We start from the raw sequence: 21,811 nt of genomic DNA on the forward strand, positions 1-21,811 counted from the left end.
AGTACAGAGTTTATATCGCGCACAGATGAAAGTTACCGTGGCAATAGTCAGTAATAGACAGTGTGGTTTTTATTATTTTAGCTAATTTCAACGATTGGAATAACTATGCAATCAGCAAACGTTTCACCTGTTTTTTTATCACAAGATACTGATTTAAAAACCAAAAGTAATTCGGTACCTTCCGGTGAACGAGCTGATGAGGCCGAATTTTCTCGTTTGGTTGCCCAACATGTCAGCGATGAAAGTAACGTCACCAGTGATAAAGAGTCTCAAGGAGAAATTGCATCAGCTTCGGCAACGCTTGGTAATGATGTTGCCGCCAACGGCAAAAATGACACAGATGAAGTCAAAAGTCGCCAAGAAAGTGACTATTCAGCGGAAGTTCTCGCTGATAGTGCCAATCAAGATAATAGCGAACACTCGTCCGCAAATAATATTTTGGTGACAGCGGATGATAAAACTACAGCAAACTCAGCTAATAATGACGCCTTAGCTGAGTCTGAGCAGTTTATTGCACTGCTTTATAATAGCGATCAAACGTTAACTAATACGGCCGAAAAATCAACAAAGAGTGAGCCCGTTAATAGCCAACAAATTATTCAAGCCAACAAGAGTAAAGTCGGTATTGCCGAGGCTAAACAGGATACCAGCGCAACAGACGCTGATGAAAAGGGTAAATTAAATGCACGAAATACTGTTGAACTTAGCTTTGAACATAAGCTCAAGGCGTTTTCAAAAGAGGAATTACTCGCTCAAAGCCAGCTAAAAAATGTTGATTTTGCGCAGCAACCAGGCGAGCAACTACTAAAAAATTACCAACAATCACTGCAAAGCATCAGCAACAATCAAAGTATAACTAGCGAGCAGTTAACGAATGCCCAGTTAACTGCAGCTCAACTGAATAATAATAAAGTAAGCGATTTAGCGGCCAGTATTTCAGCAACCAATAAAAGCCAAATTACCGAGCAAGTAGACTCGGGTTTATACCAATTGCCCGTTGAGCCTATTGGTAATGATAAGCTAACCGCCGCAGAGGTACAGCTTCTTGCTAAAGACCCATTAGCAAAAGACCCATTAGCAAAAGAGTCATTAGCTAAAACTAAAGCGCCCCTAAGTGAAAAAAATGTCACTTTATCAGCCAAACCCCCAGGTAAAAATAGTGCTGAATTGCCAGTTTCCCCATCGGATGCAACTGAAAAACAGGTACCTTCTGTTACTAAAGTAGCGAACCATACACTCGAGGCTGTGCCAAATAAAGCCAGTAAGAATGAGCAACAATTCGCTGAAAAAGCCGAGTTAGAGACTAGCTCGGTTCACTCAATATTAAGTAATATTAGTGCCGATAAAGCAATAGCAGAACGAACTACACCGGCGATAATACCGCATGAAATTACCGCTAAAGAACAGCCCGTAGCTGTTCAAGCTAAACAAGTGAACTTGAGCAATGCTCAAGTTCAAGGGTTGCAACAGGCTCAGCAGCAACAAGCAATACAACTTGTCAGTAGTGAGCAACAAGCTATTGATGATACTGAGTATGCTGAAGCTCTGCTGTTGTCACAAGAGCAACCGGTCGAGCAAGGCATGAAAACAACCAGTAAGGTTAGTGACAATCTTGCCACACGTTCTTTCTCTGAGTCACAAGCGTTAACCATGCAAGCAACACAAGCCAAACAAAGCACTGATGCCTATATTGAGCATCAAGCAGTTGAAGTGCTAAGTCATAATGTTGCCAGTGATATCGCACAAATCCAGAAAAACAAGGTGCAACTGCAGCAAGAAAGCATCGCTATTTATAGAAAAGATTTTGCCGATGCGGTAAAAGATAAAGTCATGATTATGATCAGCCAGAAGTTACAGCAATTTGATATCATCTTGGACCCACCTGAGTTTGGTAATATGCAGGTACGCGTTAATTTACAAGGTGAGCAAGCTACGGTTAATTTTGTCGTGCAAAACCAGCAAGCAAAAGAAGCATTAGAGCAGAATATGCAGAAATTAAGAGATATGTTGGCGGAGCAGGGTGTCGATGTCGGCGACGCTACTGTTGAGCAACAAAGTCAGCAGGAAAATAATGATAAGAATAATTTAAAGCAAGGTAATGACCCAGCAGCATTGTTAACTAAGGTAGACGAAGACGAGCATACGCTAGCTTTATCCGCTAAGTTGTTCGATTCTTCGACAACGGGCGTAGATTACTACGCTTAATTGACTAAAATGAAGTTAAGTTGGTGAAAACACATTGGCTCGAAGACTATTCAAGGATATAGTCTATCAATAAATACTATGTCATTCATTAGTCACTATTATTTTGACTATTAATGGCGGTAAATTTAAAGGATTCTCATGGCAGACGAAAAAGAAAATGGTAAAGAAGGTGAGTTAGAGCTAGATAACTCAGGTAAAAATAAAAAAATGATCATCATCATTATTGCTGTCGTGGTTTTACTTGTGGGCGCAGCAGCGGGTTACTTCTTTATGAGTGGTAGTGATGCAAGTCAAGCAGACATTACCGCCGCATTAGATAGTGAGGGCAGTGAAGCTAAAGTAGTTGAAGCTAGCTCAAGCGCTCATTTGGGTACCGCTTTATATGTGCCAATGCCTAGAGCCTTTCGTTTTAATGTTCCTGGCGCAGCACGCGACCGTTTTGTCGAAATACGTGTGCAATTACTTGTTCGCGGTGGTGATAATGAAGAGAATGCCAAAATGCATATTCCGTTAATTGAAAGTACTTTACTGAGTGTTTTCTCTCAAGCCAACGCTGATGATTTGGCAACAAGTGCCGGAAAAATCGCTTTAAAGCAGCAGTCATTAGCGGCTGTTCAAAAAATCATGACAGATGTCGAAGGTGATAAAACCGTAGAAAAAGTACTATTTACTGGTTTTGTCATGCAATAGCTAGCTGAGCATAGCAGCACAAGTTAGCAGTACAAATTAATAGCGTTAAAGTAATCATTCAGTAGTAAGTGAAATTGCTACTGATATTGATACTTATATTGATAACAATGAAAGAGACTATCGAGTGAGTGATTTATTATCCCAAGACGAGATTGATGCCTTATTACATGGTGTTGATGATGTTGAAGATGAGGAAATAGTTGAGGATGTCGTGCAAGACCATGACGGCCCCACTGATTATGACTTCTCTTCACAGGATCGTATTGTTCGTGGCCGAATGCCAACATTGGAAATGGTCAACGAACGTTTTGCTCGCCATATGCGTATCAGCTTATTTAATATGATGCGCCGTACGGCTGAGGTGTCTATTAATGGCATTCAGATGATTAAGTTTGGTGAGTACATACATACCTTGTTTGTGCCGACAAGTCTGAACATGGTGCGTTTTCGTCCGTTAAAAGGTACGGCATTAATTACCATGGAAGCGCGCTTAGTTTTTATTCTAGTCGATAATTTTTTTGGTGGCGATGGCCGCTATCATGCAAAAATTGAAGGTCGTGAATTTACCCCGACAGAGCGCCGTATTATTCAAATGCTGTTAAAGCTTATTTTTGAAGATTATAAAGAAGCTTGGTCACCGGTAATGGATATTTCCTTTGAGTATTTAGACTCTGAAGTTAACCCGTCTATGGCAAATATTGTCAGCCCAACAGAGGTGGTGGTTATCAGCTCCTTCCATATTGAGTTAGATGGCGGTGGTGGCGATTTCCACATCGCTTTGCCTTACTCAATGCTCGAGCCTATACGTGAGTTACTTGATGCGGGTGTGCAAAGTGATAAAGAAGACACCGATATGCGTTGGTCAAAGGCATTGCGTGATGAAATTATGGATGTGCCAGTAGCTATTAATACTAGGTTTATTGAGGTTGATATACCTTTACGTCAAATTATGGAATTACGAGTTGGGGATATTATACCCATTGAAATGCCTGAGCACATTATCGTACTCATTGAAGATCTACCGACTTTTAGAGCTAAGTTAGGACGAAGTCGAGATAATGTCGCCTTGAAAATTGTATCGAAAATCAAACGACCTGAGTCAGTTAAATCTGAATTAACCATTTTAACCAAAGGTGGTAAACGCCTTGATAGTGATGCTGAACTGCACCTGCTTGACGAAGACTTATAAACGAATAAGTCGACCTATATGAACAAAATTTATAAATTGAGGCCAGTGGTATGAGTAACGACAAAGATGAAGACCTAAGTATGTGGGATGAGGCGCTAGATGAACAAGCTGAAGCCAAAACCGCCGGTGCAAAAACGGTAGAGCTTGAAGAGCTAACCGAGGAAGAATCGCCTATTACCGGTGAAGAAAAGCGGAAGCTTGATACTATTTTAGATATACCGGTGACAATTTCTATGGAAGTAGGCCGAAGTCATATTAGCATTCGAAATTTATTGCAATTGAACCAAGGCTCAGTGGTTGAATTAGACCGGGTAGCGGGTGAGTCACTTGATGTTATGGTGAATGGCACCTTAATAGCCCACGGTGAAGTTGTTGTGGTGAATGATAAGTTTGGTATTCGCTTAACCGACGTGATTAGCCAAGTTGAACGTATCAAAAAATTAAAGTAGCTCAAATTATGAGCGTTTCCCTTGGTATGAATAAAGATATCTGCTCTATGATAATAAAAACAATACGTATATTCTTAGCTATTAGTTGTTATTTCCTCTCTTTACTGGCTTTAGCCGAAAGTAATACCACTGAAAATATCCCCAATGAAAAAATCGCGGTAGCGCAGGCTATTGCTCAAAAGTTTTTAGCGGATAATGACACTGGCCCTGAAGGGGTAACTCGACCCATTTTTTTAGACGACAAAACGGTAAATAATAGCCCTGAGGTAGGTAAGCATGTTATGGCTAACATGGATTCAGGCAGAATGATCTTATCTTTGTTGATGGTTTTAGCGTTAATTATTAGCTGTGCATTTGTACTTAAGCGCTTTAATTTTTCCCAACAAGGCATTAGTCAACTTAAACTCATCACCAGCTTGTCGTTAGGGAATAAAGAGCGGTTGATAGTAGTGCAAGTGGGTGAGCAACAATTACTGCTAGGCGTTACCGCTCAAAAAATCAGCTTGTTGGACAAGTTATCAGAGCCATTAGCTCAGCAAAGTATTAATACGGCAGATTTACCTAAAAATATATTATCTTTTTTGTTAGCTAAAAAGTCGTAGTGGCTATTGTTTTTAAAAGTTATAACAAGTGCCTTAATTGACCACTTGTTATTAGATAAAATCAACATCATATTATTTTAAAGTTTGCCGTTAACTTAGGCTTATAAATTTAGGACGTTCAGGGAACCATGAAAAGAATTTCGTTATTCATCATCATAGCTTTATCCTTACTCAGTATGAGTTTTGACGCTCTTGCCGGTGATCTATCGTTGTCGGCCTTAACGCTCACTACAAACCCTGATGGCTCGCAAGAGTATTCAGTAAATCTACAAATATTGATTTTTATGACTGCGCTAAGTTTTATCCCTGCTGCTATCATAATGATGACCTCATTTACTCGAATTGTGGTGATTATGTCCATTTTACGACAAGCTATTGGTCTTCAGCAAACACCATCGAATCAAGTGATTATTGGACTGACGCTTTTTATGACACTGTTCATAATGACGCCAGTATATAATCAAATAGATAAAACGGCCATTCAACCCTATTTAGCAGATCAGTTAACGTCCAGTGAAGCCATCAATCTGGGCAAGATACCGCTGCGTGCTTTTATGTTGCAGCAAACCCGTATTAAGGATCTTGATACCTTAGCCGGCATGGCTGGTATTGAAGCGGTAGATAAGCCAACCGATTTACCTATGACCGTCATTATCCCTGCTTTTATTATCAGTGAATTAAAAACCGCTTTTCAAATTGGTTTTATATTATTTATACCTTTTTTGATCATCGATTTGGTTGTCGCCAGTATATTGATGGCCATGGGCATGATGATGCTTTCGCCCATGATTGTCTCTTTACCTTTTAAGCTGATGTTATTTGTTTTGGTTGATGGCTGGAACCTTGTTATTGGTACCATAGCAACCAGCTATGGTATGGGTAGTTAGCGAGACTGCTAACTTGTCTTTGCTTCACTAGCATTTAAGAAAAATTGGGTATACAAGAGAGTAGCTTATGGGACCTGAAATCTATGTGGATATACTAGGTGATGCTTTATTACTCGTTATCGTACTAGTAAGTGCTATCATCTTACCCAGTCTTGCGGTGGGTTTAATTGTGGCTGTTTTTCAAGCAGCCACTTCAATTAATGAGCAAACCTTAAGCTTCTTACCAAGATTAATTGTCACTTTACTTTCTTTGATATTTGGCGGCCATTGGCTATTACAAAAAATTATGGACTATACCATTAGGCTCATTGCTAGCATACCCAGTGTCATTATCTAATGGTTAACGTGTTGTTAGTGCTAACTATTACCGATAATATACTCGATATCGGTAGCCGGTAATGGAATTTACCGAGTCCGTTATTAACCAATTTATGGCAGATCTTATTTTGCCCTTTAGTCGGATCTCTGCCTTGGTTATGACCATGATAGGCTTTAGTGCTAGAACCATTCCAATGCGGGTAAAACTTTTTTTATCCTTAGCCATAACCGTTGCTATCATGCCGGCCATCCCACCCGTTAAAGATATTGATTTACTGTCTATCAATACGGCTATCTTACTGGGGCAACAGATGATTATCGGTATTATGCTTGGCTTTGTCACCATTATGGTCGTCAACACTTTTACCTTGGCAGGGCAAATTATTGCCATGCAATCAGGTCTTGGTTTTGCTTCATTAGTTGATCCCGCTAGCGGCATGAATGTACCAGCTGTTGGCCAATTCTTTTTAATATTATCTTCACTGCTATTTTGGGTGATGGATGGACATCTGGCTTATTTACATTTTATTGTCGCCAGCTTTGACACCTTACCTATTCCGACCGAGCATTTATCCAGCATCAAATATAGAGAAATCGTTGAATGGGGCAGTTGGATGTTTGCTACTGCGCTATCTCTTGCTTTAGCACCAGTAACGGCGATGTTATTGATAAATTTTTCCTTTGGTATTATGACCAGAGCCGCACCGCAATTGAATATTTTTGCTATTGGCTTTCCCATCACCATGCTGGCAGGTTTACTTATTATGTGGCTAACCTTTGGTAATTTTCTCACTCACTTTGAACTGCAGTGGCAACGTGCACTAGATTTTAGCTGCTACCTTATTGATTGTCAGGCCACATAGATGGCTGACTCTGATAGTGGTGAAAAAAGCGAAGAACCCACGGCAAAAAAACTCACCGATGCCCGTAAAAAGGGTCAAATTGCCCGCTCTAAAGATTTAGGCACTTTTTTTGTTTTGGTTGGCAGTGCTTGCGCCATGTTACTTATGGGGAAATCTTTAGCCACCTCAATGGCTAATATGATGACTCATATGTTTAGCTTAACGAGAGAAGAGGCCATGGATATCAATGCGCTTTTTAAAGTGATAAATGATGGTATCTTTCAGCTAGTATCACCCTTAATGTGGATATTCGTTATCATTATGATCGCGGCATTTGTGGGTAATACTTTACTTGGTGGTATGAGTTTTTCGTGGGAGGCGATGATGCCTAAAGCAAGTCGGCTCTCCCCTATGGCTGGCTTTAAAAGAATGTTCGGGGTACAAGCAGCGGTCGAGTTGTTTAAATCAATTTTAAAGTTCTGTGTGGTTTTTTTTGTTGCTTATTTATTACTAAATGGTTTGTTTGAACAAATTTTAGGGTTAAGTCGAGAAACTATTCCGGCTAACTTTGAACATGCAACGACTATGCTGCTGTGGATGTTCTTAGTGTTGGCCTTATCGATAGGCATTATTGTGGCTATTGATGCGCCGTATCAAGTTTGGAATCATAACCGCCAACTAAAAATGACTAAGCAAGAAATTAAAGATGAACATAAAAGTTCAGAAGGTAGTCCTGAAATGAAAGGCCGTATTCGTCGGACGCAATATGAAATGTCACAACGACGTATGATGGCTGATGTGCCCGACTCGGATGTTGTCATCACTAATCCTACCCATTTTTCTATTGCGCTTAAATATGATGCCGCGGTAGGTGGAGCCCCAGTGTTGGTCGCTAAAGGTGTTGATGAAATGGCCATACATATCCGCACCATTGCTAAAGAGCATCAAGTTGAGATTATTCAATCAGCGGCCTTAGCACGCTCAATTTATTATACTGCCGAAGTTGGTGAAGATATCCCTGAAGAGCTGTTTGCCGCTGTTGCCCAAGTGTTGGCCTTTATCTTCCAGCTCAATGAGCATAAAAAAGGTAAGGCTAAAAAACCTATTCCTGTTGCTAAAGATCTGCCTATCCCCGATGAATTTAAATATTAGCGTCAACAGAGACAAGTAAATAGAGCCAATAAGCTCTTTTGGTATAAGAATTGCTACCTCATGATAACTGTCAAAAAAACATCATGAAGTAGTAATGCAATTAGTCGCTTATTTTAATAAATTTGATAAATCGAAGTTACGTCATCTGACTGGGCTGGGTACCCCCATTCTGGTCATGGCAGCCCTAGGCATGGTTATGTTACCTATGCCCGCTTGGTTATTAGATATCCTGTTTTCTTTTAATATAGCACTCTCTCTGGTTGTTTTACTCATTACTGTTTACACCTTAAAACCCCTTGATTTTGGCTCTTTCCCGGCCGTTTTACTCGTGGCAACTATTTTACGTTTAGCATTGAATGTCGCCAGTACCCGGATAGTGCTATTAGAAGGTCATGAAGGCCCAGATGCCGCGGGTAAAGTTATTGAAGCCTTTGGTTCCGTCGTTATTGGTGGCAATTATGCGGTCGGCTTAGTGGTATTTTTAATCTTAATTATTATCAACTTTGTTGTTATCACAAAAGGTGCGGGTCGCATTGCCGAAGTGACCGCGCGTTTTACCTTAGATGCCATGCCAGGTAAACAAATGGCCATTGATGCCGACTTAAATGCGGGTTTTATTACTCAGGAAGAAGCAAAAGAACGCCGTATAGAAGTAACCAATGAAGCCGATTTTTATGGCTCAATGGATGGTGCCAGTAAATTTGTCAAAGGTGATGCCATTGCCGGCATTCTTATCTTGTTCATTAATATTATTGGTGGCTTAATCATTGGTATGGTGCAACATGATCTAGCCTTCGGCGAGGCAGTTGAAATTTATACCGTACTGACTATTGGTGATGGCCTTGCTGCGCAAATACCAGGTTTATTATTATCTGTTGGTACCGCTATTGTTGTAACCCGTCAAAATACCTCCCAAGATATGGGCGAACAAGTTAGCAGCCAATTAGGCCAAGAAAAATCGCTTTATATTACCGCAGGGGTGATGTTTGTTATGGGGGTTATCCCCGGCATGCCACATTTTGTCTTTTTATTATTTTCGGCCATTATTGCTGCCACTGCTTTTTATGGCGCGAGAAAAAAAGAAAACAAAAAAATTGCACAAGAAAAAATAGTTGAAGAAGAACAAGTGCAGCATCAACAACAAGAAGAAGAGGTGAAAGAATTGGATTGGGATGATGTCAATCAGGTTGATATTATTGGTCTAGAAATTGGTTACCGTTTGATCCCCCTAGTGGATAAAGCGCAAGGTGGTGAACTACTGAGCCGTATTAAAGGCGTACGAAAAAAGTTATCGCAAGAATTTGGCTTTTTAGTTCCTGCTGTACATATTCGAGATAATTTAGATTTAGACCCAAACAGTTATCAAATATCACTTATGGGTGTTGTTGTTGGCAGTGCCGAAATTCGTCATGATCAGGAGCTCGCCATTAATCCTGGACAAGTTTTTGGTAAGCTTGATGGCGTCGCCACAAAAGACCCAGCTTTTGGACTTGAGGCTATTTGGATTAATCAAAATCAACGTGAACAAGCACAAACGTTAGGTTACACCGTCGTTGATTCGGCCACCGTATTAGCAACGCATTTGAGTCAGATATTAACCAATAATGCTGCTCAGTTGTTAGGGCATGAAGAAGTGCAAAACTTATTGGACTTACTTGCTAAAAGCTACCCTAAATTAGTGGAAGGCTTTATTCCTGATACCCTGACTTTAGGTACGGTTGTTAAAGTACTACAAAGCCTAATGAACGAAGGTGTTGCGGTACGTGATATGCGCTCTATAGTGCAAACCCTGGTTGAATATGGACCGAAGAGCCAAGATGCTGAAGTTCTCACCGCAGCGGTAAGAATAAGTTTAAGAAAATTTATTATCCAAGACCTGGTTGGTGCCGCAAAAGAAGTACCCGTCATAACTTTGGCTCCAGAATTGGAACAGATGTTGCATCAGTCTATGCAAATGGCAGGAGATGATGGTGCCGGAATTGAACCTGGTTTAGCGGAGCGCTTACAAAAATCATTAACTGAAGGTGCAAACCAGCAAGAAATGGCTGGAGATACGCCAATTTTATTAACGTCGGGAATTTTGCGTCAGGTTTTGGCTAAGTTTGTTAAATATACCATACCAAGTTTACGCGTGATTTCTTATCAAGAAATCCCTGATGACAAACAAATTAAAATTGTTAGTGCTATTGGGCAATAACAATAAGTTAAACGTATGCCGAGCAACGTTTTAACTAAGAGCAAAGGTAGAGGTTAGCTATGAAGATTAGACGTTTTGTTGCCAAAGATATGCGTACTGCATTAACACAGATCAAAGAAGAACTTGGCGTTGATGCAGTAATTATGTCTAATAAAAAAATTCCAGAAGGTGTGGAATTAATGGCTGCTGTTGATTATAACCAAGCCGTGCCTCCAGCAAAATTTCCTGAAAAAAGGGCTGTAGAAACTGAAGCACAGCAGAACTCATTGAGCCCAAGAGAAGTAAGTAATGATGTGGTTAGCCTTGGTCAACAAACACAGCGGCACAATAATACTTCATCTTCATCTTCCTCTACATCTACCTCTTCATCCTCAGTGGTAAGTGATAATAGCGCGGAAGATGTACCCGCTGATAGCTTATCGGCATTACTTAATCGTCAAGTGCAACATCCGACTCAGTACCAGTCAAGTCATCAAACAGCTCAGCAGCAAGAGTCCAACAGCCTTGATAAAACGACTATAAAGCAGCAACTAAAGAGTTTTACTGACCGTCTCAATCAACCCAATACTGATAGCTTGCCGCCAGCGATAGCAGAGCAAGGCGCTAACGCGGAAGATGTTCAAGATGATGACCAGATAACGGCTATCGTATCGAATAATATATCAAGCCCAAGTCCCTTAGCGGTTGATGTCAATGATGATGTCCAGGTGTCTTCACAAGATTTTGTCAAGATGCAGCAAGAGATGGCCTCAATTCGTTCGTTACTAGAACATCAAGTTTCAGGTTTAATGTGGCAAGATATGGCGCAAAAGGATCCACAACGCGCAGTACTGGTCAATCGTTTACTTGCTTTAGGGCTGAATGAACAAATCGCCGATCAAATTGCCGGCTATGTACCTGAACAGTCGACTGCAGAGGAAGCATGGGCGCAAGCAACTCAACTTATTGCTAAGCAAATTAATACCACACAAAATGATATTATCACTCGTGGCGGTGTTGTTGCGCTGGTTGGCCCAACCGGGGTAGGTAAAACTACCACCATAGCAAAACTTGCCGCAGGTTTCTCGCAAGTACATGGCAGCGATCAAGTTGCTCTTATTTCCACCGATACTTTCCGTATTGCTGGTTTTGAGCAATTAGCAACTTATGGCAAGATTATTGGCTGTCAGGTGAGCCTTGCTAAAGATAGCCAAGCGTTAGATACTCTGTTACAGCAATACTCTAAGAAGAAATTAATTTTAATTGATACTGCTGGCATGGGACAACGTGACATTCGTTTAGCAGAACAATTAACCGCCTTAGTGGCGAACGCTAGGGTTAGAATTAGAAATTATTTAGTTTTAGCGGCTAATACGCAACAAGGCGTAATGCAAGAAAACGTAGATCGCTTTAAAAAGATACCATTATCGGGTTGTATTTATACTAAACTCGATGAAAGTATCAGTATTGGTGAAATAATTACAACTTCGATTCAAAATGGCTTACCAATAGGGTATCTTACTGATGGGCAAAGAGTTCCAGAAGATATTAAAGTTGCAAATGCTGAGAAACTCGTTAATCTGGCAGATAAGATGGCAAGTAAGTCAGTAAATAACAATGTAAGTGTAATGCGGCCAATGCCAGTTGCTCCCGCCGCAATAGTATAAGGTTCTAGCTAGTAGCTAAATAGATATGATTAGAAGTAATAATTAAATGATAGATCAAGCGAGCGGCTTAAGAAAGATGCAAAATCTACAGCAAGTTAAAGTAGTGGCAGTTTCAGGCGGAAAAGGTGGCGTTGGTAAAACGAACACCGCCCTTAATACAGCCGTTGCTCTAGGGCAACAGGGTAAACGAGTTTTAGTGCTTGATGCCGATTTAGGCCTGGCTAATGTAGATGTGATGTTAGGGTTAAGAGTAAAACGTAACTTATCTCATGTATTATCAGGTGAATGTGAGCTTGATGATATTATTATTGAAGGTCCTGCAGGGATTAAGATTATTCCCGCAACATCCGGTTCACAGTCTATGGTGGATTTAACGCCATCAGAGCATGCCGGTCTCATTAGAGCCTTTAGTGAAATGAAAACGCAGTTCGATGTGTTGATAATTGATACCGCGGCTGGTATTTCCGATATGGTGTTAAGCTTTACCAGAGCTGCACAGGATGTGATGTTAGTTGTTTGTGATGAACCCACCTCTATTACTGATTGCTATGCCTTAATGAAATTACTCAGCCGTGATCACGGTGTCTTTAAATTTAAAGTTGTTGCTAATATGGTTCGTAGTCCTAGAGAAGGACAACAACTTTTTGCAAAATTAACAAAAGTAACCGATAGGTTTCTCGATGTGGCTATAGAGCTAGTCGCGGTAATACCCTTCGATGAAAATGTTCGCAGATCAGTACGTAAGCAACAACTGATTGTGGAAGCTTATCCTCAATCTCCAGCAGCGTTAGCTTATATTGATTTAGCCACTAAAGTTAGCCAATGGCCAGTTCCTAAACAAGCTTCAGGGCACCTAGAATTCTTTATTGAGCAGTTACTAGGGAACTAAATAACTGAGTAATTAAGTATGTCTTCAATGAGAGCGATAATACGTGGTAAAAGCAAATAGCTACAATAGTCTAATTGATAAAACAGCTTTGCTTGAACAACATACTGTTTTGGTCAAGCGCATTGCTTATCATTTACTGGCAAGGTTGCCAGCAAGTGTGTTAGTCGATGACTTAATTCAATCGGGTATGATTGGTTTATTTGAAGCAGCCAAAAATTTTGATAATAGCAAAGGTGCTAGTTTTGAAACATTTGCTGGCATTAGAATTCGTGGCGCTATGCTTGATGAAATACGTCGAGGCGATTGGACGCCAAGATCTGTTCACAAAAATAGCAGAATGATAAGTGAAGCCATTAAACAACTCGAAGCGCAGCGTGGTCGAGATGTTTCTGATATTGAAGTGGCTGAAAAACTTGATATTTCACTAAATGACTACCATCATATATTAAGTGAAGTCAGTACAGGAAAAATACTCGGCATTGACGATTTAGGCGTTAATGAAGATGCGATAAAATTAGCTGATAGTTGCCGTGGTGATGATCCATATCATAGTATTGAACACAGTGCTTTTAAAAAAGGCCTAGCTCAATGCATTAGCTCTTTACCAGAGAGAGAAGCTTTAGTACTGTCTCTATATTACGATGAAGAATTAAACTTACGAGAAATAGGTCAAGTTCTTGATGTAAGTGAATCTAGGGTAAGCCAAATACATAGTCAAGCGATGCATCGTCTAAAAGCACGCATGCATTCTTGGCAAAGTTAGCTAAACTTGTCAGCTGAGCGCTTGCTATAAAATAACTACCTTGTTAGGTAAAAAAAGAATAGATATAAAAAAAAATTAATTTGAATGTTTTGCCGGAGGGTGCCTTGGATAAAAATATGAAAGTGCTTGTTGTTGATGACTTTTCAACCATGAGACGTATAGTGAAAAATTTGTTGCGAGATTTAGGGTTTACCAACATTCAAGAGGCGGATGATGGCAGTACAGCTTTACCTATGCTTCAAGGTGGTGATTTTGATTTTGTGGTAACAGACTGGAACATGCCAGGCATGCAAGGTATAGATTTGCTGAAAGCAATCCGTGCTGATGCAAGCCTATCACATATCCCAGTATTACTTATTACCGCAGAAGCTAAAAAAGAACAAATCGTGATGGCAGCTCAAGCAGGTGTTAATGGCTATATTGTTAAACCTTTTACCGCCGCAACATTAAAAACTAAGATAGAGAAGATTTTTGAGCGCTTAGCTTAATGTGCGAACTTTAGTTAGCACATTAGTGCTTAGCTAAAGTAAGGTTTTGATAAATATTGTATTAAGGACTTTGCATGACTATAGCTATGACGGGGCGGATCTCATTAGAGCAAGCAAAATCTGTGGTTGAGTTTTTAGAATTAGGTCAGCAAGATGAAGCGAATGCTATTATTGCTGAGATTCAAAACCCAATCAATTCAGAACTTTTTGCTGAAATTGGTAAATTAACACGCCAGCTTCATGATTCGTTAACAAATTTCCAACTAGACTCTAGGTTGTCTGATCTCGCTACCTCAGATATCCCCGATGCCAAAGAACGGTTGAATTTTGTTATTACTAGAACAGAAGAAGCCGCTAATAAAACCATGGATGCAGTTGAGGCTATTTTTCCTGTTGTCAATACTATGGCTGAACAAGTAGCCGCCGTAAATCCGTCATGGACTAAGTTGATGAACAATGAGTTAGACTTAACCGAGTTTAAATCATTGTGCCTTGATATCGATACCTTATTAAAAAATACCGGTAAAGAAACCCAACATATACATAGTTTAATGACTGACGTGTTAATGGCACAAGATTTTCAAGATTTAACGGGGCAAGTCATTCGTAAAGTTATAGATCTAGTAATAGAAGTGGAAGAAAGTTTAATAACCATGTTAACGGCTTTTGGAATATCTGCTGAACCAGTGCAGGAGAAAGTGCTGCCTAAAGTAGGTAAAAATCTTGTTGAAGGGCCGATTATAAATAAAGAAAATAGAGATGATGTAGTAGCAGATCAAGATGATGTCGACGATCTTTTGTCAAGTTTAGGATTTTAATGGGAGTTACTGCATGTCTTTTGAAGCAGATGAAGAAATTTTACAGGACTTTTTAGTAGAAGCGGGTGAAATCTTAGAGTCACTTTCAGAAGAGCTGGTTGAGCTCGAAAATGACGTAGATAATACTGAGTTATTGAATTCGATATTCCGTGGCTTTCATACCGTCAAAGGTGGTGCCGGTTTTTTAAATCTAGGAGCACTTGTTGATGTCTGTCACGGTGCAGAAAATATATTTGATCTGTTACGTACTGGGAAACTCACGGTTAATGCTGAACTAATGGATACCATATTATCCGCATTAGACACGGTTAATGACATGTTTGTCCAGGTACAAAGTCGAGAGCCCCTTGCTCCAGCAGATGCGACTTTATTAGCTGAACTCGAGAAGTTGAGTCACCCGGAAAGCGTAAACACGCCCGCAGATAGCCCCAATGTTATTGAGTCTGAGTCAAGCTCAAATGATGAAATGAGTGAAGATGAGTTTGAGCGACTTTTAGATGAATTACATGGTTCAGGTAGTGTTCCTACGTCCCCTACTCCCTCTTCACCGCCGTCTACTAGCACCATTAGTTCAAGTGATGAGATCAGCGATGATGAATTTGAATCATTATTAGATGAATTACATGGTCAAGGTGCCTTTTCTGCTGATGCAGGGCAGACAACAAACAGTACTATTAGTAGTAGCAATGGTGATATTGACGATCTGGAATTTGAAAAGCTATTGGATGAACTCCATGGTAAAGGTAATGCACCCAAAGCTACAGTTGCCTCGATAGATCATGCTAATGTTAGTCCAGCGGCTAACATTACTAAAAAAGAAGAACCTGCAGCTGCTCCTCCCGCTAAAACTGTCGCCAAAAAATCTCCCGCGAAAGCCACTAAAAAGGCTGCGACACCTGCACCACCAAGTGAAACAACCGTCCGAGTGGACACGAAACGACTTGACCAAATAATGAACATGGTGGGGGAATTAGTTTTAGTCAGGAATCGGTTAATGAGCTTAGGCTTGGTTTCAGATGATGAAGAGTTAAATAAAGCAGTTACCAATTTAGATGCAGTAACCACCGACCTTCAGGGTGCGGTCATGAAAACACGTATGCAGCCAATTAAAAAGGTTTTTGGTCGTTTTCCTCGGGTAGTACGCGATTTAGCTCGTAGTATGAAAAAAGAAATATCACTAATTCTAGAAGGCGAAGAGACTGACTTAGATAAAAATTTAGTGGAAGCTCTTGCTGATCCTTTAGTGCATTTAGTTAGAAACTCCGTAGATCATGGCATCGAAGATCCGGATATACGTGAAGCTATGGGTAAACCAAGAGAAGGTACCATTGTCCTATCCGCCTCACAAGAGGGCGATCATATATTGCTCACCATTAAAGATGATGGTGCGGGTATGGATCCTGAAAAATTAAAAAGTATCGCGATTGACCGTGGTGTGCTTGATACCGAGTCGGCTGCTAGAATGTCAGATAAAGAAGCCTTTAGTCTTATTTTTGCTCCTGGGTTTTCTACTAAAACTGAAATTTCTGAGGTTTCGGGCCGTGGTGTTGGCATGGATGTGGTGAAAACCAAAATCACTCAACTTAACGGTACGGTAAATATTGATTCTGAGCTAGGTGTAGGGACGGTACTTGAAATTAAAGTGCCATTAACCTTAGCGATACTGCCGACATTAATGGTCGTGGTCGGTAAACAAACATTTGCTTTACCACTTTCCGCTGTTAATGAGATTTTCCACTTAGACTTATCTAAGACTAACAATGTTGATGGGCAACTGACCATTATAGTTCGAGATAAAGCTATACCCTTATTTTATCTCGATCAGTGGCTAGTGCGTAATTTTGTTGAGAAAACCCGTGATAAAGGTCATGTTGTGATCGTTCAACTGGGTAATCAACAAGTTGGCTTTGTCGTTGATAGCCTAATAGGTCAAGAAGAAGTTGTGATTAAGCCACTTGATAGGTTACTCCATGGAACGCCAGGAATGGCTGGTGCAACGATTACCAGTGATGGGGGTATTGCACTTATTTTAGATATAGGAAATCTACTAAAATTTTATGCAAAAAAATCACCTATTAATAAAAAATTACGCAGTAATGATTCCCAAAGGTAATATGTTTTTTGTATTACCAACTATGACTATACAGCGTGAATTAAGTAGCGTTATCAGAGAGGTTAAATGGTCTACAAGGTACTAGTTGTTGATGACTCTAGCTTTTTTAGACGTAGAGTTACTGATATTCTTAATAAAGATCCACAATTGAACGTTATTGATGTTGCAGTGAATGGCAAAGAAGCGGTTGAGAAAGCTATATTGCTAAAGCCTGATGTCATTACTATGGATATAGAAATGCCAGTGCTTAACGGTATTGACGCGGTGAAGCAAATTATGGCGAAGTCACCAACGGCAATATTGATGTTTTCATCTTTAACGCATCAAGGAGCTAAAGCAACCCTCGATGCGCTTGATGCCGGAGCTTTAGATTTTTTACCGAAAAAGTTTAGTGAAATTGCAAAAAATACCGATGAAGCGGGTAGTTTACTACGTCAAAGGGTTGTTGAAATAGCACGAAAACCAGGGTTTGCAAAAACCAGATCGGTGAATCAGACTGGGATTACCCGTCCTCCCTTAGCAAAAACAAGATTGACAACAAATGTTACAAAAGCGACAAGCACCACTAAACCGTCATTTTCCTCGGCACTTAAAGATAAAAAAACGCTTAGCCGTAGCTCGGGTAAAGAATATAAACTATTAGCTATTGGTACTTCTACAGGGGGACCAGTAGCACTGCAAAAAATATTGGTGCAATTGGAGCAAGATTTCCCATTACCCATTATTATTGTTCAGCATATGCCAGCGGCATTTACTGCTGCCTTTGCCAGTCGTTTAAATACCTTGTGTAAAATATCAATTAAAGAAGCGGAGGATGGCGATATACTAAAACCTGGTTGTGCTTATTTAGCTCCCGGTGGTCGGCAAATGATTATTAGTGGCAGTGAAAATTCAGCAAAAATAAAAATTCTCGATGATGACTCCCCAAAAATCACTTTTAAGCCGAGTGTTGATATCAGTTTTGGCTCAGCGGCTAAAACCTTTGCCGGTAAAGTGCTTGGGGTGATTCTTACGGGCATGGGCTCTGATGGTAAAGAGGGATCGAGGATGTTAAAAGCTAAAGGCTCGACCATTTGGTCGCAAGATGAACAATCCTGTGTCGTTTATGGTATGCCTCAAGCGGTAGTTAAAGCAGGCTTGTCTCAGTTGTCGTTGCCACTAGATTCAATGGCAGCTTCTATGGTTAAGGAAATCGGCCATGGATAAGCTGAGTGTCGCAGGTCTATTTATTGCAATTTTTGCTGTTTATATAGGCTTCACTCTTGATGGTGGTCATATATCTGCTTTATTTGAGCTACCCGCTTTTATTATTGTTTTTGGCGGCACCTTAGGTGCTGTTATGCTGCAATCGTCAATGATGCAGTTTACTCATGCTATTTCATTACTTAAATGGGTTTTTTCTCCGCCTAAATACGATATTGACCGTGGTATAAGTGAAATTGTCGACTGGGCAACTAAGGCAAGAGAGTCAGGATATCTTGCTTTAGAAGATACTGCCTTGGAAATAGAAGATAGTTATACCCAAAAGGGCCTTAACTTATTGGTTGATGGTGTTGATCTTGAAAATTTTAGAGTCGTGCTAGAGTTAGATTTAGATATTTATCGGGAACATAACTTGCGTTCTGCTAATGTATTTGAAGCGATGGGCGGCTACAGTCCTACCATTGGCATATTAGGCGCTGTACTTGGCTTAATTCATGCTATGGGTAATCTAGCTGAACCAGAATTACTAGGGCAGGGCATAGCAACCGCTTTTATTGCCACTATTTACGGGGTAGGTTTTGCTAACCTGCTCTATTTACCGATAGCAAATAAAATTCGAGTTATTATTCATCAACAAACCATGTACCGTGAAATGATTTGTGAGGGCTTGGTATCCATTGCCAATGGAGAAAATCCTCATGCGATTGAAAATAAACTATCGGCATTTAGGTTAGACCGATGAATCGGCTACGTAATCGAAGACACACCATAGAGCATGATAATGTTCATCGTTGGTTAGTTTCTTATGCAGATTATATGACCTTAATGTTTGCCTTGTTTGTGGTGTTATACGCAATGGCAATGGTGAACGAAAAGCCTTTTGATAGTCTTACTGAATCATTTGGTCGTGTCTTCCAAACGTATGAAGAGAAGAGTAAAAACCGAGGCCATGGTGATAGTGTCTTGATGGTTAATACCAGTAAAACGAATAAAAAGTTATTTGGCAATGGTATCCTAGAGGTTGCCGGGCCGGAAGTACTTAATAACGAAAGAAGCTTATCTAACATCTCTGATGCGCAAGTAGGAAATAACTTAAGTTCCTTAGAAGAAGAGTTACACACGGCTTTATATGAACTGGTTGAGTCTGGTTTTGCCCAATTACAAATAGATGGTGATTGGTTAGAGATAGAGTTAAACAGTGCTTTATTATTTCCCAGTGGTTCCTCATCAGCGACACTTTCAGCTGAGTCGATTTTATCGGCAATTTATGGTGTTATTGGTCAAGCAAGTAACTTTATTCGAGTGCGAGGTTATACCGATAACCAAGCAATAAATAATGAAATATTCTCTTCAAATTGGGAACTATCTGTTTTTCGCGCGACAGCAATTTTAAGGGTCTTAGAAAAATTAGGTCTAAACCCTGCTCGCATGGCTATTGAGGGTTATGGTCAATATTACCCCAGTGCAGATAACTTAACCGTGCAAGGCCGAGCTAAAAATAGAAAAGTGGTTGTTGCTATTTCTAAATATGGTTTAGAAAAAGCGAATTTACTCATTACTCCAACCATTGATTTACAAAGCATTGAAGCAATAACACCAATTAACGGTTCAAATGAGCAACGCGAGCAGTCGAGTAATATCAAGGTGATTCGTCTGGATAACGGTGGTATTCGTATAACTACTCGTGGTGATGATGACGTTGAACAATTACCAGAGCGTCGGCCCTTAAAAGAAATTAAAGCTAATAATGCGATAGAGTAAATTAGCCATCAATATGATTGATAATATTAAATGAATGTAAGTGAGTATTGCTCTTGATAGTCTGGACCATTGCAAATCAAAAAGGTGGTGTTGGTAAAACCACTACAACTATAGCTCTTGCCGGGGTACTAGCTGAGCAAGGCCATCGAGTATTATTAGTTGATATCGACCCTCATGCGTCATTAAGTTACTATTTTGGTATAGAATCAGAAGATTTAGATTTGAGTGTTTATAACTTATTTACTCAGGTTTCCACCAGAGAACAAATTTTACAAACCTTATGTCCTAGTAAGTACCCTAATATAGATATTTTACCCGCAACTATGGGCTTAGCGACGTTAGATCGCTCTTTAGGCACAAAAGGTGGCATGGGCTTAGTGTTAAAAAAAGCGGTGCAAAAAGTAGCTGATAGTTATGACTATGTATTAATTGATTGTCCGCCCGTACTTGGTGTCCTTATGGTAAATGCCCTAGCAGCGGCCGATCGTATTATAATTCCTGTGCAAACAGAGTTTTTGGCATTGAAAGGCTTAGACCGTATGGTCAAAACGATGGAGATTATGCAAGGCGAACAAGAAAGTGCTTTTAAATACACCATAGTGCCAACTATGTTTGACAAACGAACAAAAGCTTCTATTTTAGCGTTTAAAAAACTACAAGAAGTCTATACTAATGAAATATGGCCGGGTGTAGTGCCCGTTGATACTAACTTGAGAAATGCTAGTCTTGCTCAAAAAGTACCTTCAGATTATGCGGCAAACTCTCGAGGAACATTAGCCTATAAAAGCCTTCTGAATTATTTAGTCAAGCAAGGCCTGAAGAATAATGAGGTTGAATGCTAAATGAGTAAATCGTTACCCGCGAGTCATAATCTAATGAAAACCTACCTGTCAGAACTACTTACAGAATCTGACGTTGCTGAAGAGTTATCACACCAGCGCATTAAAGCGCCGGCTAGAAAACCTTTGGCGCATAAAGAGGATGCCGACCATAAATCATTAGAAAAATTGCTTAAAACAGTTAGTGAGCCTAAAGAAAAAACGGTTGAGGTGGCAAAGGTTGATTTAGTCCCCATTTCTACCGATAAAAGCCGTGCTGAAGTTATGGTTAATAAGCAGAAAAGCTACCGTCAAGGGGATTTTCAAGCCATGTTTTTTGATGTCGCGGGATTAACCCTTGCTGTTCCTCTGATTGAGTTAGGTGGCATTCATAAAGTTGATAAAACCAGTAGTTTAATGGGTAAGCCCAGTTGGTTTAAAGGCGTTATGCTTTATCGGGATGAAAAAATTAATGTTGTCGATACTGCTTTATGGGTTATGCCGGAAAAATGTGACGAAAAGTTAATGAATTCGCTGAATTATCAATATATTATCATGCTAAATGATAGCCCTTGGGGCTTGATGGCGGAAAACCTAATCGATACAGTTGTGTTACGTCAAGATGAAGTGAAATGGGTAGAATCTAATAATAAAAGGCCGTGGTTGGCGGGCTTAGTCAAAGAAAAAATGTGTGCCTTACTCGATGTAAGTGCTTTGATTCAATTGCTTGATAAAGGTATCGATATTTATCAAGAATAGTAAAATTATAGCTGTTTATATT

The 21,811-nt window shown here is 40.0% G+C and carries 21 protein-coding genes; all 21 read left to right on the top strand.

Annotated elements, in window-relative coordinates:
- Positions 1–105: 105 nt before the first annotated feature.
- The 21 genes from CMT41_RS05730 (at position 106) to CMT41_RS05830 (ending at position 21,789) form a co-directional block, all read left to right on the top strand.
- A complete protein-coding gene (locus CMT41_RS05730; protein WP_058026611.1) occupies positions 106–2,205 on the top strand; it encodes a flagellar hook-length control protein FliK in 2,100 nt (699 codons plus the stop codon).
- Between the two features lie 138 nt (positions 2,206–2,343).
- Complete coding sequence (gene fliL / locus CMT41_RS05735; protein WP_057180212.1) at positions 2,344–2,895, top strand: flagellar basal body-associated protein FliL; 552 nt, start codon at positions 2,344–2,346, stop codon at positions 2,893–2,895.
- Between the two features lie 124 nt (positions 2,896–3,019).
- Positions 3,020–4,084 (top strand): flagellar motor switch protein FliM, encoded by a 1,065-nt coding sequence (gene fliM, locus CMT41_RS05740; RefSeq protein WP_057180213.1) that lies wholly within the window; start codon positions 3,020–3,022, stop codon positions 4,082–4,084.
- 50 nt (positions 4,085–4,134) lie between these two features.
- Positions 4,135–4,533 carry a flagellar motor switch protein FliN gene (gene fliN / locus CMT41_RS05745; protein WP_057180214.1) on the top strand — a complete coding sequence of 133 codons (399 nt, stop codon included), beginning with the start codon at positions 4,135–4,137 and terminating at the stop codon, positions 4,531–4,533.
- A gap of 8 nt (positions 4,534–4,541) precedes the next feature.
- Positions 4,542–5,135, top strand: coding sequence for a flagellar biosynthetic protein FliO (fliO, locus tag CMT41_RS05750; protein ID WP_232300025.1), 594 nt, complete (start codon positions 4,542–4,544; stop codon positions 5,133–5,135).
- A 128-nt stretch (positions 5,136–5,263) separates the two neighbouring features.
- Entirely contained in the window at positions 5,264–6,022 is a 759-nt protein-coding gene (fliP, locus tag CMT41_RS05755) for a flagellar type III secretion system pore protein FliP (protein WP_057180216.1), read from the top strand.
- A 67-nt stretch (positions 6,023–6,089) separates the two neighbouring features.
- Complete coding sequence (gene fliQ / locus CMT41_RS05760; protein WP_057180217.1) at positions 6,090–6,359, top strand: flagellar biosynthesis protein FliQ; 270 nt, start codon at positions 6,090–6,092, stop codon at positions 6,357–6,359.
- Between the two features lie 61 nt (positions 6,360–6,420).
- Positions 6,421–7,203, top strand: a complete 783-nt coding sequence (gene fliR / locus CMT41_RS05765; RefSeq protein WP_057180218.1) for a flagellar biosynthetic protein FliR — start codon at positions 6,421–6,423, stop codon at positions 7,201–7,203.
- Positions 7,204–8,334, top strand: a complete 1,131-nt coding sequence (flhB, locus tag CMT41_RS05770) for a flagellar biosynthesis protein FlhB (RefSeq protein ID WP_057180219.1) — start codon at positions 7,204–7,206, stop codon at positions 8,332–8,334. It begins immediately after the preceding gene.
- Positions 8,335–8,428: 94 nt separating this feature from the next.
- On the top strand, positions 8,429–10,531 hold the full coding sequence (flhA, locus tag CMT41_RS05775; RefSeq protein WP_058026613.1) for a flagellar biosynthesis protein FlhA: 2,103 nt from the start codon (positions 8,429–8,431) through the stop codon (positions 10,529–10,531).
- Between the two features lie 59 nt (positions 10,532–10,590).
- Positions 10,591–12,177, top strand: coding sequence for a flagellar biosynthesis protein FlhF (flhF, locus tag CMT41_RS05780; protein WP_058026614.1), 1,587 nt, complete (start codon positions 10,591–10,593; stop codon positions 12,175–12,177).
- A 46-nt stretch (positions 12,178–12,223) separates the two neighbouring features.
- Complete coding sequence (locus CMT41_RS05785; RefSeq protein WP_057180222.1) at positions 12,224–13,066, top strand: MinD/ParA family ATP-binding protein; 843 nt, start codon at positions 12,224–12,226, stop codon at positions 13,064–13,066.
- Between the two features lie 43 nt (positions 13,067–13,109).
- Complete coding sequence (locus tag CMT41_RS05790; protein ID WP_057180223.1) at positions 13,110–13,829, top strand: RNA polymerase sigma factor FliA; 720 nt, start codon at positions 13,110–13,112, stop codon at positions 13,827–13,829.
- Positions 13,830–13,933: 104 nt separating this feature from the next.
- Positions 13,934–14,317, top strand: coding sequence for a chemotaxis response regulator CheY (cheY, locus tag CMT41_RS05795; protein ID WP_058028154.1), 384 nt, complete (start codon positions 13,934–13,936; stop codon positions 14,315–14,317).
- 74 nt (positions 14,318–14,391) lie between these two features.
- Entirely contained in the window at positions 14,392–15,135 is a 744-nt protein-coding gene (locus CMT41_RS05800; protein WP_058026615.1) for a protein phosphatase CheZ, read from the top strand.
- Between the two features lie 13 nt (positions 15,136–15,148).
- Positions 15,149–17,248, top strand: coding sequence for a chemotaxis protein CheA (locus CMT41_RS05805; RefSeq protein ID WP_058026616.1), 2,100 nt, complete (start codon positions 15,149–15,151; stop codon positions 17,246–17,248).
- Positions 17,249–17,314: 66 nt separating this feature from the next.
- The gene (locus tag CMT41_RS05810) at positions 17,315–18,454 is read left to right on the top strand and encodes a protein-glutamate methylesterase/protein-glutamine glutaminase (RefSeq protein ID WP_057180227.1); all 1,140 of its coding nucleotides are present in this window, start codon (positions 17,315–17,317) and stop codon (positions 18,452–18,454) included.
- A complete protein-coding gene (locus CMT41_RS05815; protein ID WP_057180228.1) occupies positions 18,447–19,193 on the top strand; it encodes a flagellar motor protein in 747 nt (248 codons plus the stop codon). The genes CMT41_RS05810 and CMT41_RS05815 overlap by 8 nt, the downstream gene beginning before the upstream one ends.
- Positions 19,190–20,212: a flagellar motor protein MotB gene (locus CMT41_RS05820; RefSeq protein WP_057180229.1), complete on the top strand. Its 1,023-nt coding sequence runs from the start codon at positions 19,190–19,192 to the stop codon at positions 20,210–20,212. Before CMT41_RS05815 ends, CMT41_RS05820 begins: the two co-directional genes overlap by 4 nt.
- 53 nt (positions 20,213–20,265) lie before the next feature.
- Entirely contained in the window at positions 20,266–21,054 is a 789-nt protein-coding gene (locus CMT41_RS05825) for a ParA family protein (RefSeq protein ID WP_058026617.1), read from the top strand.
- A complete protein-coding gene (locus tag CMT41_RS05830; protein ID WP_231732980.1) occupies positions 21,055–21,789 on the top strand; it encodes a chemotaxis protein CheW in 735 nt (244 codons plus the stop codon). It begins immediately after the preceding gene.
- Positions 21,790–21,811 lie beyond the last annotated feature (22 nt).

Origin of the sequence: Colwellia sp. MT41 (genome assembly GCF_001444365.1) — a bacterium.
Lineage (GTDB): Bacteria > Pseudomonadota > Gammaproteobacteria > Enterobacterales > Alteromonadaceae > Colwellia > Colwellia marinimaniae.

Bases quoted from the DNA above. Each gene is read 5' to 3' on its own strand.
- CMT41_RS05730 (WP_058026611.1), top strand. From the start codon at position 106: ATGCAATCAGCAAACGTTTCACCTGTTTTTTTATCACAAGATACTGAT.
- fliL (WP_057180212.1), top strand. From the start codon at position 2,344: ATGGCAGACGAAAAAGAAAATGGTAAAGAAGGTGAGTTAGAGCTAGAT.
- fliN (WP_057180214.1), top strand. From the start codon at position 4,135: ATGAGTAACGACAAAGATGAAGACCTAAGTATGTGGGATGAGGCGCTA.
- fliO (WP_232300025.1), top strand. From the start codon at position 4,542: ATGAGCGTTTCCCTTGGTATGAATAAAGATATCTGCTCTATGATAATA.
- fliP (WP_057180216.1), top strand. From the start codon at position 5,264: ATGAAAAGAATTTCGTTATTCATCATCATAGCTTTATCCTTACTCAGT.
- fliQ (WP_057180217.1), top strand. From the start codon at position 6,090: ATGGGACCTGAAATCTATGTGGATATACTAGGTGATGCTTTATTACTC.
- fliR (WP_057180218.1), top strand. From the start codon at position 6,421: ATGGAATTTACCGAGTCCGTTATTAACCAATTTATGGCAGATCTTATT.
- flhB (WP_057180219.1), top strand. From the start codon at position 7,204: ATGGCTGACTCTGATAGTGGTGAAAAAAGCGAAGAACCCACGGCAAAA.
- flhA (WP_058026613.1), top strand. From the start codon at position 8,429: ATGCAATTAGTCGCTTATTTTAATAAATTTGATAAATCGAAGTTACGT.
- flhF (WP_058026614.1), top strand. From the start codon at position 10,591: ATGAAGATTAGACGTTTTGTTGCCAAAGATATGCGTACTGCATTAACA.
- CMT41_RS05785 (WP_057180222.1), top strand. From the start codon at position 12,224: ATGATAGATCAAGCGAGCGGCTTAAGAAAGATGCAAAATCTACAGCAA.
- CMT41_RS05800 (WP_058026615.1), top strand. From the start codon at position 14,392: ATGACTATAGCTATGACGGGGCGGATCTCATTAGAGCAAGCAAAATCT.
- CMT41_RS05805 (WP_058026616.1), top strand. From the start codon at position 15,149: ATGTCTTTTGAAGCAGATGAAGAAATTTTACAGGACTTTTTAGTAGAA.
- CMT41_RS05810 (WP_057180227.1), top strand. From the start codon at position 17,315: ATGGTCTACAAGGTACTAGTTGTTGATGACTCTAGCTTTTTTAGACGT.
- CMT41_RS05815 (WP_057180228.1), top strand. From the start codon at position 18,447: ATGGATAAGCTGAGTGTCGCAGGTCTATTTATTGCAATTTTTGCTGTT.
- CMT41_RS05820 (WP_057180229.1), top strand. From the start codon at position 19,190: ATGAATCGGCTACGTAATCGAAGACACACCATAGAGCATGATAATGTT.
- CMT41_RS05830 (WP_231732980.1), top strand. From the start codon at position 21,055: ATGAGTAAATCGTTACCCGCGAGTCATAATCTAATGAAAACCTACCTG.